The organism is Pseudomonas sp. Xaverov 83 (genome assembly GCF_019352905.1).
GTDB classification, from domain to species: domain Bacteria; phylum Pseudomonadota; class Gammaproteobacteria; order Pseudomonadales; family Pseudomonadaceae; genus Aquipseudomonas; species Aquipseudomonas yamanorum.
This window is the reverse complement of the sequence record NZ_JAAAFU010000011.1, coordinates 165,028-178,514: the sequence shown is the minus strand read 5'-3', so window position 1 is coordinate 178,514 and position 13,487 is coordinate 165,028. Positions and strand designations below refer to the sequence as shown.

The window sequence follows — 13,487 nt, the reverse complement described above, 5'->3', positions numbered from 1 at the left end:
AATTCCATCTGCTTGAATGCCCCTCTGTCGTGGCCAACGATTGGCCCGCTTGCGAAAAAAATTAAACTCGGGTAACCAATGGAACTGGCAAGTTCCCTGCATTTGACGATGCGGTATTAACGGTCACCCGAGCAGTAGTACCAGGCTGTGCTGTGTGGCAAGTAGTGGTACACAGCGGTACCCGGTACTCGTCTGTCGGACAATGGAGCGTCGTAGATGAGTAACAAGAACAACGATGACTTGAAACGCCAAGCCTCGGAAAACACCCTGGGGCTGAACCCGATCATCGCGTTACGGAAAAAGGATTTACTGGCATCCGCTCGGATGGTGCTGACCCAGACCATCAAACAACCGTTGCACAGCGTCAAGCACGTCGCCCATTTTGGCGTCGAATTGAAGAACGTGGTGTTCGGCAAATCACAGCTGACACCCGAGGCTGACGACCGCCGCTTCAACGACCCGGCGTGGACCCAGAACCCGCTCTACAAACGTTACCTGCAAACCTACCTGGCGTGGCGCAAGGAGCTGCACGACTGGATCGGTGACAGCAACCTGTCGGAGCACGACATCAGCCGCGGCCACTTCGTCATCAACCTGATGACCGAAGCCATGGCGCCCACCAACAGCGCGGCCAACCCGGCGGCAGTCAAACGCTTCTTCGAAACCGGCGGCAAGAGCCTGCTGGACGGCCTGTCCCACTTGGCCAAAGACATGGTGCACAACGGCGGCATGCCAAGCCAGGTCAACATGGGCGCCTTTGAAGTGGGCAAGAGCCTGGGCACCACCGAAGGCGCCGTGGTGTTTCGCAACGATGTGCTGGAGCTGATCCAGTACCGGCCGATCACCGAGCAGGTGCACGAACGCCCGCTGCTGGTAGTGCCGCCGCAGATCAACAAGTTCTATGTATTCGACCTGAGCCCGGACAAGAGCCTGGCGCGCTTCTGCCTGCGCAATAACCAGCAGACGTTTATCGTCAGCTGGCGCAACCCGACCAAGGCCCAGCGCGAGTGGGGCCTGTCGACCTATATCGAGGCGCTGAAAGAAGCGGTCGATGTGGTGAGTGCGATCACTGGCAGCAAAGACATCAACATGCTTGGCGCCTGCTCCGGCGGCATCACCTGCACCGCCCTGCTGGGCCACTACGCGGCGCTGGGCGAGAAGAAGGTCAACGCCCTGACCCTGCTGGTGAGCGTGCTGGACACCACCCTGGACACCCAGGTGGCGCTGTTCGTGGACGAGCAGACCCTGGAAGCAGCCAAGCGCCACTCCTACCAGGCCGGTGTGCTCGAAGGCCGCGACATGGCCAAGGTATTTGCCTGGATGCGCCCCAATGACCTGATCTGGAATTACTGGGTCAACAACTACCTGCTGGGCAACGAGCCGCCGGTATTCGACATCCTGTTCTGGAACAACGACACCACCCGCTTGCCGGCCGCGTTCCACGGCGACCTGATCGAGCTGTTCAAGAACAACCCATTGGTGCGCGCCAATGCCCTCGAAGTGTGCGGCACGCCGATCGACCTGAAGCAGGTCACCGCCGATATCTATTCGTTGGCCGGCACCAACGACCACATCACACCGTGGCAGTCCTGCTACAAGTCGGCACAGCTGTTTGGCGGCAAGGTCGAGTTTGTGCTGTCCAGCAGCGGGCATATCCAGAGCATCCTGAACCCGCCGGGCAACCCCAAGTCGCGCTACCAGACCAGCGACACGATGCCGGGCAAGGCACTCGACTGGCAGGAGAACGCTACCAAGCACACCGATTCGTGGTGGCTGCATTGGCAGGCGTGGCAGGCGGAGCGGTCGGGCAAGTTGAAGAAGGCGCCGACGGCGCTGGGTAATAAAGCGTACGCAGCGGCTGAAGCGGCGCCGGGCACATACGTTCACGAAAGGTAGGCTGGAATGGGATCAAATGTGGGAGCTGGCTTGCCTGCGATGGCATCAACTCGGTATGCCTGATACACCGCAGCGTCTGCATCGCAGGCAAGCCAGCTCCCACATTAACCGTGTTCCCGCAGGGAAATAGCGCCATTTTGCAGGGTAAGCCCATGCCGCAACCGTTCATCTTCCGTACCATCGACCTGGATGGCCAAGCCATCCGCACGGCGGTACGCCCGGGCAAGCCTCACTTGACGCCGCTGCTGATTTTCAACGGCATCGGCGCCAACCTTGAGCTGGTGTTTCCGTTCGTCCAGGCACTGGACCCGGACCTGGAAGTGATTGCCTTTGATGTGCCAGGCGTCGGCGGCTCGTCGACTCCCAGCCGGCCTTATCGCTTTCCCGGCCTGGCCAAACTCACCGCGCGCATGCTCGATTACCTGGACTATGGCCAGGTCAACGCGGTAGGCGTTTCCTGGGGCGGCGCGCTGGCGCAGCAGTTCGCCTATGACTATCCGGAGCGCTGCAAAAAACTGATCCTCGCCGCCACCGCCGCCGGCGCCTTTATGGTGCCGGGCAAACCGAAAGTCTTGTGGTTGATGGCCAGTCCGCGGCGTTATATCCAACCGTCCCATGTGGTGCGCATTGCCCCGATGATCTACGGCGGCTCCTTCCGTCGGGACTCCAAGCTGGCCGCCGAACACGCCAGCAAAGTGCGTTCGGCGGGCAAGTTGGGCTACTACTGGCAACTGTTCGCCGGGCTTGGCTGGACCAGCATCCACTGGCTGCACAAGATCAAGCAACCAACCCTGGTGCTGGCCGGCGACGACGACCCGCTGATCCCGCTGATCAACATGCGCATGCTGGCCTGGCGCATACCCAACGCCCAACTGCACATCATCGACGACGGTCATCTGTTTCTGATTACCCGGGCCGAGGCCGTGGCGCCGATCATCATGAAATTTCTCCAGGAGGAACGCCTGAGGGCGGTGATTCACCCGCAACCTGCGCTTTAGACGGCGGCGGTCAGGACGACCGCGCCGCGCAACTTGGCCAGAACCAACTATGGTTCTGAATTGGCGTGCTTGTTGATGGCTTGACGAAGGAGTGTTGGCGCATGCGAGAAAGACCCGTATCGAACCCGGTGCCCACACCCGCCGCGTTCATCAATGCACAAAGCGCGATCACCGGCCTGCGCGGCCGGGATTTGCTCTCGACCCTGCGCAGCGTCGCCGCACACGGCCTGCGCAACCCGGTGCATACCGCCCGCCACGCCCTGAAGTTGGGCGGGCAATTGGGCCGTGTGCTGCTCGGGGAAACGGTGCACGAGCCGAACCCGGCCGACAGCCGTTTCGCCGACCCGACCTGGCAGCTCAACCCGTTTTATCGGCGCAGCCTGCAAGCCTATTTGAGCTGGCAGAAGCAGACCCGTCACTGGATCGACGACAGTAACCTGAGCGCCGACGACCGGGCACGGGCGCACTTTGCCTTTTCCCTGCTCAACGATGCGGTGTCGCCTTCAAACAGCCTGCTCAACCCACTGGCCATCAAGGAACTGCTCAATTCCGGCGGCAACAGCGTGGTGCGTGGCGTCAGCAACCTGTTCGACGACCTGCTGCACAACAATGGCTTGCCGAGGCAGGTCACCAAGCAGGCCTTTGAAGTCGGCAAGACGGTGGCTACCACGCCGGGCTCGGTGGTGTTTCGCAACGAACTGCTGGAGCTGATCCAGTACAAGCCCATGAGTGAAAAACAGTACGCCAAGCCGCTGCTGATCGTGCCGCCGCAAATCAACAAGTACTACATTTTCGACTTGAGCCCGAACAACAGCTTCGTCCAGTTCGCCCTGAAAAATGGCCTGCAGGTGTTTATGGTCAGCTGGCGCAACCCGGATGTACGCCACCGCGAATGGGGCTTGTCCACCTACGTCGCCGCTCTGGAAGAAGCAGTGAACGTGACCCGCGCAATCACTGGAGCCCGCGAAGTCAACCTGATGGGCGCCTGCGCCGGGGGCCTGACCATCGCCGCACTGCAAGGCCATCTACAGGCCAAGCGCCAGCTGCGCCGCATCTCCAGCGCCAGCTACCTGGTGAGCCTGCTGGACAGCCAGATCGACAGCCCCGCCACCCTGTTCGCCGACGAACAAACCCTGGAAGCCGCCAAGCGCCGCTCCTATCAACAAGGCGTGCTCGACGGCCGCGACATGGCCAAGGTGTTCGCCTGGATGCGTCCCAACGATCTGATCTGGAATTACTGGATCAACAACTACCTGCTGGGCAAGGAGCCACCGGCGTTCGACATCCTGTACTGGAACAACGACAACACCCGCCTGCCCGCCGCGCTGCATGGCGACTTGCTGGACTTCTTCAAGCACAACCCGCTGAGCCATCCCGGTGGCCTGGAGGTCTGCGGCACACCCATCGACTTGCAGAAGGTCACGGTGGACAGCTTCAGCGTGGGCGGGATCAACGACCACATCACGCCGTGGGACGCGGTGTACCGCTCCACCCAACTGCTGGGCGGCGACAAGCGCTTCATTCTGTCCAATAGCGGGCATATCCAGAGCATCCTCAACCCGCCAGGCAATCCCAAGGCCAACTACGTCGAGAACCTCAAGCTGAGCAGCGACCCGCGTGCCTGGTACTACGACGCCGATCATGTCGAGGGCAGTTGGTGGCCCAATTGGCTGGCGTGGATCCAGCAGCGCTCCGGTGTGCAGCGCGAAACCCTGACCGCCCTGGGCAACCAGAATTACCCACCGATGGAAGCGGCGCCGGGCACTTATGTGCGGGTCCGCTGAGCCCAACGAAGACCTTAAGAAGACTGGATGAAGACCCGCGACCGTATCCTTGAATGTGCCTTGCAGTTGTTCAACCACAAGGGCGAGCCGAACGTGTCGACCATGGAGGTGGCGAATGAAATGGGGATCAGTCCCGGCAATCTCTATTACCACTTCCATGGCAAGGAGCCACTGGTGCTCGGGCTGTTCGAGCGCTTCCAGGCCGAATTGGCGCCGTTGCTCGACCCGCCTGACGACGCCCAACTGGCGGCCGAGGATTACTGGCTATTCCTGCACCTGATCGTGGAGCGTATGGCCCACTACCGGTTCCTGTTCCAGGACTTGTCGAACCTGGCGGGGCGTTTGCCGAAACTGGCCAAGGGCATTCGCAACCTGCTGACGGCGCTCAAGCGTACGCTGGCCTCATTGCTGGCCCGACTCAAGACGGATGGGCAATTGGTCAGTGACACCCAGGCGCTGGGGCAGTTGGTGGAACAGATCACCATGACCCTGCTGTTTTCCCTGGACTACCAACGGATTCTCGACCGTGAGGGTGAGGTGCGGGTGGTGGTGTACCAGATCATGATGCTGGTGGCGCCGCATCTTTTGATGCCGGCGAGGCTGGCGACAGAGAGGTTGGCGCTCAGGTACCTGGACGACGCGGACTAAAAATATGGGAGCGGACTTGCTCGCGAAAGCGGTGGTTCAGTCACACATGTGTTGACTGACACTTCGCTTTCGCGAGCAAGCCCGCTCCCACATTGGATTTTTGTCGTTCTGTAGATTCCATAAAAAACGCCCGACCTTTGCAGGCCGGGCGTTTTTAGGCGTCCCGTAAAAATCAGGACTGACTGGTAGGCGTCGGGGTTGCCGGCGTTGCAGTCGGGGTAGCAGCAGCGTGGGTCGGTGGGGTCACCGAGTTGGTCGCTGGCGCAGGGGTTGCAGGCTTGGCCGCTACCGCTGGCTTTGGCGCTGCTGGCTTTTTGGCTACGGCCGGCTTCTTCGCCGCGGCCGGTTTGGCAGCCGGCTTGGCCGCTACAGGTTTTGCAGCCGCAGGTTTGGCGGCGGGTTTGGCTGCAACCGGCTTGGCTGCTGGTTTCGCAGCGGCTGGTTTGGCAGCAGACTTCGCTGCAGCAGGTTTAGCGGCAGCGGTTTTAGCCGCTGGCTTGGCTGCTGCTTTGGCTGCCGGCTTGGCTGCAGGTTTTGCAGCTGCTTTAGCGGCCACTGGTTTAGCGGCAGGCTTGGCGGCCGGTTTAGCCGCTGCGGTTTTAGCCGCAGGCTTGGCAGCCGGTTTTGCAGCCGCTTTGGCCGACGCCTTGGCGGCTGGCTTGGCTGCTGGTTTGGCGGCGGCCTTGACCAGCGGTTTAGCGGCGGACTTTGCAGCAGGCTTGGCCGCTGCAGTTTTCGCAGCCGGCTTGGCAGCCGGTTTAGCCGCAGCGGTTTTAGCCGCAACTGGCGCAGCTTTAAGGCCGGTGAGTTTTTCGATTTGCTTGGTCAAGGTATCGACCTTGCTGTGCAGCGCTTTCACTTCAGTACGGCTAGGTACGCCGAGTCGCGAAATGGCACTGTTCAGGCGCTTGTCAAAAGCCCCTTCCAGTTCGCCCCACTTATCGCTGATACGTGATTTGGCAGAACCGGCGGAAGCCTTTGCCGCATCGACTTGTTTACCCACTGTGCTCTTGGTCAACTTCTCGGCCTTCTCGCCGTCTTTAACCAAAGTCTCGAAGTATTTACCGCCGTCACTGCTCACCTTCGAGTACACGCCTAAACCGGCCAGCCAGATCTTGCGGGAGTATTTTTCAACTTCCCCGATCCACGAGCTGCCTTCTTTATCAGTAGTCTTTTTACCAGCCATCCCGTTGTCTCCTTAGTGTTTACGCGCGACACGTTCGAGCAATGCCGTCAGCTCATCGAGCTTAGCAGAGAGTGTCTCCACGTCATGTTTAGACGGAATGCCGATCCGATTCAAGGCACTTCCAACACGACTATCAAAAGCACGTTCAACTTTATCCAGTTGCACTTCGACTCGACCTTTGACGCCGAAGACTTCGCTCTTGACTTGATCAATCTGACTGTTGGCAGCATCAAGTTGTTCAATCACAACTTTTTTGCCTTTACTTTCAACATGTTGACCAGTCTTAACGAGCTCTTTGAAGTACTCGGCGCCCTCGCTTCCAACCTTGGCATAAGCCCCCAAACCGGCCAACCAGATCTTGCGGGCATAGGATTTAACGTCAGTCAGGGCGTTAGTTCCGGTAGCAATTTTTTTCTTCAAAATAACTTTGGCCATGGTGCACCTCACGCATAAAGGGGGGAGGAACTGCCCACAGAAGTTGAGGGCTTGGGCACAAAGTAGGCAGAAAAATTAGAATCGGCACCCTAAGAAGGACAAAAATCAGGCCAGGGCTTTATCCAGCGCCTTCTCGATTTCGGACTTGATGGTGCCACTCATGGCGGACATCAACAGGCCCAGTTCGACTTCGATCCGCAGGGAATCTTCAGCCACTTTCACGGTGCCTTTAACGCCCGAACGTTTGAGATTCAGTGTGTCGCCGGCCCACGAAGACTCCAGGCCATATTGATCCTTGAGTTTGCTCGCCAACTTGTCGGCTTTTTCTCGGGCAGCGTCTTTGCCCAGTGTGTGAGCACGTTCAACCTGTATACGGGCCATTTGAATGACTCCTCGTTATAGAGACTTGTCGACCCGCCATGCGGCAAAAGGTCTCGGTGACCACCTATCTTACCTTCAGCCTTGCCAAGACAAAGCATGCCTTGGGGATTAGAATGCCCCCATTCTCTTTTGGTGACAGCGATATGACTGATCAGCGCAAAGGCAGCGATGCCGAACCCACCACTCACTTCGGCTTCAAGAACGTCCCGGAAAGCCAGAAAGCGGAAAAAGTCGCCGAGGTGTTCCACTCGGTAGCCGCCAAGTACGACTTGATGAACGACGTACTGTCCGGCGGCATGCACCGCCTGTGGAAGCGCTTCACCATCGAGTTGTCGGGCGTACGCACCGGCAACCGCGTGCTGGATATCGCCGGTGGCACAGGCGACCTGGCGGCCAAGTTCTCCAAGCTGGTGGGCCCAACCGGCCAAGTGGTACTGGCCGACATCAACGGCTCGATGCTCAAGGTCGGCCGCGACCGCCTGTTGGATAAAGGCGTGGCGGGCAATATCGAATTCGTCCAGGCCGACGCTGAAAAGCTGCCGTTCCCGGACAACCATTTCGACTGCGTCACCATCGCCTTCGGCCTGCGTAACGTAACCCACAAGGAAGACGCGCTGCGCTCCATGCTGCGGGTGCTCAAGCCAGGCGGTCGCCTGCTGGTGCTGGAGTTCTCCAAGCCGACCAACGCATTGATGTCCAAGGTCTACGACACCTACTCGTTCGCCTTCATGCCGTTGATGGGCAAGCTGATCACCAATGACGCCGAAAGCTACCGCTACCTGGCCGAATCGATCCGCATGCACCCGAACCAGGAAACCCTGAAGTCGATGATGGTAGAAGCCGGTTTCGACCGCGTGACCTACCACAACATGACCTCGGGCATCGTCGCCCTGCACCGCGGCATCAAGCCCTGATGTTGTTCGCAGGCCTTCTCGCCAGCGTCGAACACGGCCTCAACCGTGTACTGCGCCTGGACAGCACCGCCCTGGCACGGCTGGCGCACCTGAACGGCAGGATCATCGCCGTCGACTGCACCCGCCCCGCCTTGCAGCTGTTTATCCTGCCCAGCGATGAAGGCCTGTTGCTGGCGTCCCACTGGGCCGCCGATGCCGACTGCACCCTGCGTGCTTCCGGCTCAAGCCTGCTGCGCCTGGCCCTGAGCCGGGACAAGACGGCGATCCTCCACGGCCCGGACGTGGAACTTGAAGGCGACAGCGCGGTGCTGATGGACCTGGCCGCCGTGCTGCAAGACCTGGAACTGGACTGGGAGTACGAGCTGTCACGCTGGCTCGGCCCGGTGGCCACCCAATTGATCAGCGGTCACCTGCGCAGCCGCACGCGCTGGTACCAGCAGGGTTTCGCCAGCCTGAACCAGAACCTCGCCGAATACCTGAGCGAAGAATCGCGCACCCTGGTCGGACAACGGGAAGCGGAAGCGCGCTTTCGTGAACTCGACCAGGCCAAACTCGACCTGGAACGACTTGAGGCGCGCTTCGAGCGCCTGAGCCGCTCCCTTGATTCAAGCGATAACGCATGAAGCTGCTCGCCGTCCGCCGTTTGTTTCGTATCCAGCGCGTCGTAATCCGCTACCGCCTCGATGACCTGCTGTTCGCCCTGCCGCTGCCGTGGTTCCTGCTGGCAGTGCGCTATGTCCTGCCGTGGCGCTGGTTCCCGCGCAAAACCCTCGAGCTGAGCCGTGGCGCGCGCCTGCGCCTGGCGTTGCAGGACCTGGGGCCGATCTTCATCAAATTCGGACAGATCCTCTCCACCCGCCGCGACCTGTTGCCCGAAGATATCGCCGACGAGCTGATGCTGTTGCAGGACCGCGTGCCGCCGTTCGACTCGCAACTGGCAGTCACGCTGATTGAAGAGCAACTGGGCAAGAAGATCAGCGAAGTCTTCAGCCGCTTCGATATCGCGCCATTGGCTTCAGCCTCGGTGGCCCAGGTGCATGCCGCGCAACTGAAAAGCGGCGAAGAAGTGGTGGTGAAGGTGATCCGCCCGGGCCTTAAGCCGATCATCGGCCAGGACCTGGCGTGGCTGTTCATCCTCGCCCGCGCCGCCGAGCGCTTCTCTGCCGATGCGCGCCTGCTGCACCCGGTGGACGTGGTGCTGGATTACGAGAAAACCATCTACGACGAACTCGACCTGCTGCGCGAAGCCGCCAACGCCAGCCAGCTCAAGCGCAACTTCGAAGGCTCGCAGCTGCTGTACGTGCCGCAAGTCTATTGGGACTGGTGCCGCCCGAAAGTGCTGGTGATGGAGCGCATCTACGGCGTGCAGGTCACCGACCTCGCGACCCTGGCCGACCAGCGCACCGACATGAAAATGCTTGCCGAGCGCGGCGTGGAGATTTTCTTCACCCAGGTGTTCCGCGACAGCTTCTTCCACGCCGACATGCACCCCGGCAATATCTTCGTCAGCACCGTGAACCCGTGGAGCCCGCAGTACATTGCGATCGACTGCGGCATCGTCGGCAGCCTGACCCCGGAAGACCAGGACTACCTGGCCCGCAACCTGTTTGCCTTCTTCAAGCGTGACTACCGTCGCGTGGCGCAGTTGCACATCGATTCGGGCTGGGTACCGGCTGAAACCAAACTCAACGAATTCGAAGCGGCGATCCGCACCGTGTGCGAGCCGATCTTCGAAAAACCGTTAAAAGATATTTCCTTCGGCCAGGTGCTGATGCGCCTGTTCCAGACCGCGCGGCGCTTCAATATGGAAGTGCAGCCGCAGCTGGTACTGCTGCAAAAGACCCTGCTGAACATCGAAGGCCTGGGCCGCCAGCTGTACCCGGACCTGGACCTGTGGAACACCGCACAGCCGTTCCTCGAGCGCTGGATGCGTGACCGCGTCAGCCCGAAAACCCTGCTGGGCAACCTGCAAAGCCAGGTCGAGCAACTGCCGCACCTGGCCAACATGACCCGCGACCTGCTGGAGCGCATGTCCCAGCCCCACGCCCAGGACCCGGCACCGCCGTGGCACAAGCGTAAAGACGACTGGTTCCTGCGCCTGTTGGGCGCCGCGCACCTGGTGGGCGGTACGATACTGGCCGCCGGCGGGCCGATGAACGAACTGGGCCACTGGCCGGCTGGCATCATGGTCGCCGTGGGCGTGTATCTGATCGTGCGTCGATAGCCAATCCGGTTATACACTGTCGCAAATTGCCGGAGCCGAAAATGAAAGACTGGCTGGACGAGATCAAGTGGGACAGTGACGGCCTGGTGCCGGCCATTGCCCAGGACTACAAGACCGGGCGCGTGCTGATGATGGCCTGGATGAACCGCGAGGCCCTGAGCCTGACCGCCGCCGAGAACCGCGCCATCTACTGGTCACGTTCCCGTGGCAAACTGTGGCGCAAGGGCGAAGAGTCCGGGCACGTGCAAACCCTGCATGAGATGCGCATCGACTGCGATGCCGATGTGTTGATCCTCAAGGTCGAGCAGATCGGCGATATCGCCTGTCACACCGGCCGTCACAGCTGCTTCTACCGCGTGTTCGAGAACGGCGAGTGGAAGACCGTCGAGCCCGTGCTCAAAGACCCGCACGCTATTTACTCGGCAGGACACTGAACATGACTGACACCCTGAACCGCCTGGCCCAGGTGCTGGAAGACCGCAAGGGCGCGGCCGCCGACAGCTCTTATGTCGCCAGCCTGTACCACAAGGGTCTGAACAAGATTCTGGAAAAACTCGGCGAAGAGTCCGTCGAGACGATTATTGCGGCCAAGGACGCGCAAATCAGCGGCGACTGCAGCGACGTGATCTACGAAACTGCCGACTTGTGGTTCCACAGTCTGGTCATGCTCGCCCAACTGGGGCAGCATCCACAGGCAGTGCTTGATGAACTGGACCGTCGCTTCGGCTTGTCCGGGCATGCCGAGAAGGCCTCGCGCCCGTCCGCCTGACCAACTTTTACAGAGGAATTGCAGCATGGGCATTTTTGACTGGAAACACTGGATCGTCATTCTGGTAGTGGTTGTTCTGGTATTCGGCACCAAGAAGCTGAAAAACCTCGGCACTGACGTCGGTGAATCGATCAAGGGCTTTCGCAAGGCCATGAACGACGACGAGAAACCTGCCGACCCGGTCGTCAACCCGGTGCCACCGGCGCAGCCTGTGCACCCGCAGGCCACTCAGCCGATCACTGAACGTCGTACCTTCGACGTGCAGGCCGAGCACGTCAAAGAGCAGAACCAAAAAGACTCGTGAGTACTGAATAATGTTTGGTATCAGCTTCTCTGAACTGCTGCTCGTCGGCCTCGTGGCCCTGCTGGTATTGGGGCCGGAACGCCTGCCCGGTGCCGCGCGCACGGCCGGCCTGTGGATCGGGCGCCTGAAACGCAGTTTCAACGCCATCAAACAGGAAGTTGAACGGGAAATAGGCGCCGACGAGATTCGCCGGCAACTGCACAACGAGCACATTCTGTCGTTGGAGCAGGAGGCACGGAAGATTCTCTCGCCTGTGCAGGAAACCCCTAAGCCGGTTGAGCCTGTGGCCGAGCAATCGATTGCACCGCCCGCTGCACCTGCACCTGCACCGGTCGCTGAACCCGTGCATGCCGCCGCGCCAGCAACCCCGACCGAACCCGCGCCGACGCCTGCCGTGTCGCCCGCGCCCCACGACCCTACATTGCCGCCGCGAGCCCCATGAGCGCTGATAAACCGGAAACCGACCAGCACATGCCACTGGTCTCGCACCTCACCGAGTTGCGTACCCGCCTGCTGCGCTGTGTCGCGGCGATCTTCATCATCTTTGCCGGGTTGTTTGCCTTCACCCAGCAGATCTACACCTTCGTCTCCACGCCGCTGCGCAATTACTTGCCGGCCGGCGCGACGATGATCGCCACCGATGTGTCGTCGCCGTTCCTCACGCCGTTGAAGCTGACGATGATGGTCTCGCTGTTCCTGGCGATCCCGGTGATCCTGCATCAGATCTGGGGCTTTATCGCGCCGGGCCTGTACAAGCATGAAAAACGCATCGCCGTGCCGCTGCTGGTGTCGAGTATCCTGCTGTTCTACACCGGGATGGCCTTCGCCTACTTCCTGGTGTTCCCGCTGATCTTCAAGTTCTTCGCCGCCGCTACACCGGCCGGGGTGGAGATGATGACCGACATCACCAGTTACCTCGACTTCGTGATGACGCTGTTCTTCGCCTTTGGCGTGGCCTTCGAAATCCCGGTGGCCGTGGTGCTGCTGGTGTGGATCGGCGTAGTCGACGTCAAATACCTGAAGAAGATCCGCCCGTACGTGATCATCGGCTGCTTCGTGGTCGGCATGATCCTGACCCCGCCGGACATCTTCTCCCAGACCTTGCTGGCCGTACCGATGTGGATGTTGTTCGAGATCGGCATCCTGTTTGGCAGCCTGGTGAGCAAGCGTGGTGATCACCCGGATGACCAACCCGCCGACGACGACCAGCCGCCAGCGACCCAGCCGTGAACCTGCTGCTGCTTGAGGAGGCCGACTTTATCGCGGCCGACCGGGTGGTGCTGCGTGATCGGCGCCTGGTGCATATGCAGGAAGTCCACCGTGCCGCCGTAGGCGACAGCCTGCGGGTCGGGCGCATTGGCGGGTTGATGGGCAATGCGCAGTTGCTGCGCCTGGAAGCCCGGGAAGCCGAACTGGAAGTCACCTTCGACCAGCCGCCCCCGGCCAAACTGCCCCTGACCCTGCTGCTGGCCCTGCCCCGTCCGAAAATGCTCCGCCGGGTGCTGCAAACCGTCGCGTCCATGGGCGTGCCGCGGGTGATACTGGTCAACAGCTACCGGGTGGAAAAGAGCTTCTGGCAAACGCCGTTCCTGGAGCCGGAGGCGATTCGCGAGCAACTGATCCTCGGCCTGGAACAGTCCCGGGACACGGTGCTGCCCGAGATCGTGATCGAAAAACGCTTCAAGCCATTCGTCGAAGACCGCCTGCCCGCCATGGCGCAAGGCACCCTTGGCCTGATTGGTCACCCTGGCGACTATCCGCCCTGCCCTCGCGGGCTGGATGAGCCGGTCACCCTGGCCATCGGTCCGGAAGGCGGCTGGATTCCCTACGAGGTGGATCTGCTAGCCAAGGCCGGATTGCAGCCGGTGCAGCTGGGGGCTCGGATCCTGAGGGTCGAAACCGCCGTCACCGCATTGCTCGCCCGCCTTTTCTAACACCGCCCTCTCCT

At 60.8% G+C, this 13,487-nt stretch carries 16 protein-coding genes; 13 read left to right on the top strand and 3 right to left on the bottom strand.

The window, feature by feature from the left end; genetic code table 11:
- Positions 1 to 216 precede the first annotated feature (216 nt).
- The 4 genes from phaC (K0H47_RS05280) to K0H47_RS05265 all read left to right on the top strand — a co-directional run bounded on the left by phaC (K0H47_RS05280) (position 217) and on the right by K0H47_RS05265 (position 5,326).
- Positions 217 to 1,896: a class II poly(R)-hydroxyalkanoic acid synthase gene (gene phaC, locus K0H47_RS05280; RefSeq protein ID WP_177071093.1), complete on the top strand. Its 1,680-nt coding sequence runs from the start codon at positions 217 to 219 to the stop codon at positions 1,894 to 1,896.
- A 152-nt stretch (positions 1,897 to 2,048) separates the two neighbouring features.
- Positions 2,049 to 2,894 (top strand): poly(3-hydroxyalkanoate) depolymerase, encoded by an 846-nt coding sequence (phaZ, locus tag K0H47_RS05275; RefSeq protein ID WP_003209316.1) that lies wholly within the window; start codon positions 2,049 to 2,051, stop codon positions 2,892 to 2,894.
- Between the two features lie 101 nt (positions 2,895 to 2,995).
- The gene (phaC, locus tag K0H47_RS05270) at positions 2,996 to 4,678 is read left to right on the top strand and encodes a class II poly(R)-hydroxyalkanoic acid synthase (protein ID WP_093202621.1); all 1,683 of its coding nucleotides are present in this window, start codon (positions 2,996 to 2,998) and stop codon (positions 4,676 to 4,678) included.
- 27 nt (positions 4,679 to 4,705) lie between these two features.
- A complete protein-coding gene (locus tag K0H47_RS05265) occupies positions 4,706 to 5,326 on the top strand; it encodes a TetR/AcrR family transcriptional regulator (protein ID WP_063033474.1) in 621 nt (206 codons plus the stop codon).
- A gap of 172 nt (positions 5,327 to 5,498) precedes the next feature.
- Here K0H47_RS05265 and K0H47_RS05260 read toward each other — a convergent pair whose 3' ends face one another.
- The 3 genes from K0H47_RS05260 to K0H47_RS05250 all read right to left on the bottom strand — a co-directional run bounded on the left by K0H47_RS05260 (position 5,499) and on the right by K0H47_RS05250 (position 7,328).
- Positions 5,499 to 6,512 (bottom strand): phasin family protein, encoded by a 1,014-nt coding sequence (locus K0H47_RS05260; protein ID WP_093202626.1) that lies wholly within the window; start codon positions 6,510 to 6,512, stop codon positions 5,499 to 5,501.
- Between the two features lie 12 nt (positions 6,513 to 6,524).
- Positions 6,525 to 6,947, bottom strand: coding sequence for a phasin family protein (locus tag K0H47_RS05255; protein WP_017478218.1), 423 nt, complete (start codon positions 6,945 to 6,947; stop codon positions 6,525 to 6,527).
- A gap of 105 nt (positions 6,948 to 7,052) precedes the next feature.
- Positions 7,053 to 7,328, bottom strand: a complete 276-nt coding sequence (locus K0H47_RS05250) for a polyhydroxyalkanoic acid system family protein (RefSeq protein ID WP_017478217.1) — start codon at positions 7,326 to 7,328, stop codon at positions 7,053 to 7,055.
- A 143-nt stretch (positions 7,329 to 7,471) separates the two neighbouring features.
- On the opposite strand from K0H47_RS05250, the gene ubiE reads away from it, so the two are divergent.
- Genes ubiE through K0H47_RS05205 form a run of 9 tightly spaced genes read left to right on the top strand, consistent with a single transcriptional unit; the run spans position 7,472 to position 13,473 of the window.
- Positions 7,472 to 8,242, top strand: a complete 771-nt coding sequence (gene ubiE / locus K0H47_RS05245; protein WP_003209306.1) for a bifunctional demethylmenaquinone methyltransferase/2-methoxy-6-polyprenyl-1,4-benzoquinol methylase UbiE — start codon at positions 7,472 to 7,474, stop codon at positions 8,240 to 8,242.
- Positions 8,242 to 8,865 (top strand): SCP2 domain-containing protein, encoded by a 624-nt coding sequence (locus K0H47_RS05240; RefSeq protein WP_219272119.1) that lies wholly within the window; start codon positions 8,242 to 8,244, stop codon positions 8,863 to 8,865. Before ubiE ends, K0H47_RS05240 begins: the two co-directional genes overlap by 1 nt.
- Positions 8,862 to 10,466: a ubiquinone biosynthesis regulatory protein kinase UbiB gene (gene ubiB / locus K0H47_RS05235; RefSeq protein WP_219272117.1), complete on the top strand. Its 1,605-nt coding sequence runs from the start codon at positions 8,862 to 8,864 to the stop codon at positions 10,464 to 10,466. Before K0H47_RS05240 ends, ubiB begins: the two co-directional genes overlap by 4 nt.
- A 41-nt stretch (positions 10,467 to 10,507) precedes the next feature.
- Complete coding sequence (hisI, locus tag K0H47_RS05230; protein WP_219272116.1) at positions 10,508 to 10,900, top strand: phosphoribosyl-AMP cyclohydrolase; 393 nt, start codon at positions 10,508 to 10,510, stop codon at positions 10,898 to 10,900.
- Between the two features lie 2 nt (positions 10,901 to 10,902).
- On the top strand, positions 10,903 to 11,235 hold the full coding sequence (locus K0H47_RS05225) for a phosphoribosyl-ATP diphosphatase (protein WP_017478214.1): 333 nt from the start codon (positions 10,903 to 10,905) through the stop codon (positions 11,233 to 11,235).
- Positions 11,236 to 11,260: 25 nt separating this feature from the next.
- On the top strand, positions 11,261 to 11,539 hold the full coding sequence (locus K0H47_RS05220) for a twin-arginine translocase TatA/TatE family subunit (protein WP_017478213.1): 279 nt from the start codon (positions 11,261 to 11,263) through the stop codon (positions 11,537 to 11,539).
- 10 nt (positions 11,540 to 11,549) lie between these two features.
- Positions 11,550 to 11,981, top strand: coding sequence for a Sec-independent protein translocase protein TatB (tatB, locus tag K0H47_RS05215; RefSeq protein WP_093202635.1), 432 nt, complete (start codon positions 11,550 to 11,552; stop codon positions 11,979 to 11,981).
- Entirely contained in the window at positions 11,978 to 12,769 is a 792-nt protein-coding gene (gene tatC / locus K0H47_RS05210; RefSeq protein ID WP_003209295.1) for a twin-arginine translocase subunit TatC, read from the top strand. Before tatB ends, tatC begins: the two co-directional genes overlap by 4 nt.
- Positions 12,766 to 13,473: a 16S rRNA (uracil(1498)-N(3))-methyltransferase gene (locus tag K0H47_RS05205; RefSeq protein ID WP_219272115.1), complete on the top strand. Its 708-nt coding sequence runs from the start codon at positions 12,766 to 12,768 to the stop codon at positions 13,471 to 13,473. Before tatC ends, K0H47_RS05205 begins: the two co-directional genes overlap by 4 nt.
- Positions 13,474 to 13,487: the final 14 nt, after the last annotated feature.

Bases quoted from the DNA above. Each gene is read 5' to 3' on its own strand.
- K0H47_RS05240 (WP_219272119.1), top strand. From the start codon at position 8,242: ATGTTGTTCGCAGGCCTTCTCGCCAGCGTCGAACACGGCCTCAACCGT.
- K0H47_RS05255 (WP_017478218.1), bottom strand. From the start codon at position 6,947: ATGGCCAAAGTTATTTTGAAGAAAAAAATTGCTACCGGAACTAACGCC.
- K0H47_RS05220 (WP_017478213.1), top strand. From the start codon at position 11,261: ATGGGCATTTTTGACTGGAAACACTGGATCGTCATTCTGGTAGTGGTT.
- ubiB (WP_219272117.1), top strand. From the start codon at position 8,862: ATGAAGCTGCTCGCCGTCCGCCGTTTGTTTCGTATCCAGCGCGTCGTA.
- K0H47_RS05250 (WP_017478217.1), bottom strand. From the start codon at position 7,328: ATGGCCCGTATACAGGTTGAACGTGCTCACACACTGGGCAAAGACGCT.
- phaC (WP_177071093.1), top strand. From the start codon at position 217: ATGAGTAACAAGAACAACGATGACTTGAAACGCCAAGCCTCGGAAAAC.
- hisI (WP_219272116.1), top strand. From the start codon at position 10,508: ATGAAAGACTGGCTGGACGAGATCAAGTGGGACAGTGACGGCCTGGTG.
- phaC (WP_093202621.1), top strand. From the start codon at position 2,996: ATGCGAGAAAGACCCGTATCGAACCCGGTGCCCACACCCGCCGCGTTC.
- phaZ (WP_003209316.1), top strand. From the start codon at position 2,049: ATGCCGCAACCGTTCATCTTCCGTACCATCGACCTGGATGGCCAAGCC.
- tatC (WP_003209295.1), top strand. From the start codon at position 11,978: ATGAGCGCTGATAAACCGGAAACCGACCAGCACATGCCACTGGTCTCG.
- ubiE (WP_003209306.1), top strand. From the start codon at position 7,472: ATGACTGATCAGCGCAAAGGCAGCGATGCCGAACCCACCACTCACTTC.
- K0H47_RS05260 (WP_093202626.1), bottom strand. From the start codon at position 6,512: ATGGCTGGTAAAAAGACTACTGATAAAGAAGGCAGCTCGTGGATCGGG.
- tatB (WP_093202635.1), top strand. From the start codon at position 11,550: ATGTTTGGTATCAGCTTCTCTGAACTGCTGCTCGTCGGCCTCGTGGCC.
- K0H47_RS05265 (WP_063033474.1), top strand. From the start codon at position 4,706: ATGAAGACCCGCGACCGTATCCTTGAATGTGCCTTGCAGTTGTTCAAC.
- K0H47_RS05225 (WP_017478214.1), top strand. From the start codon at position 10,903: ATGACTGACACCCTGAACCGCCTGGCCCAGGTGCTGGAAGACCGCAAG.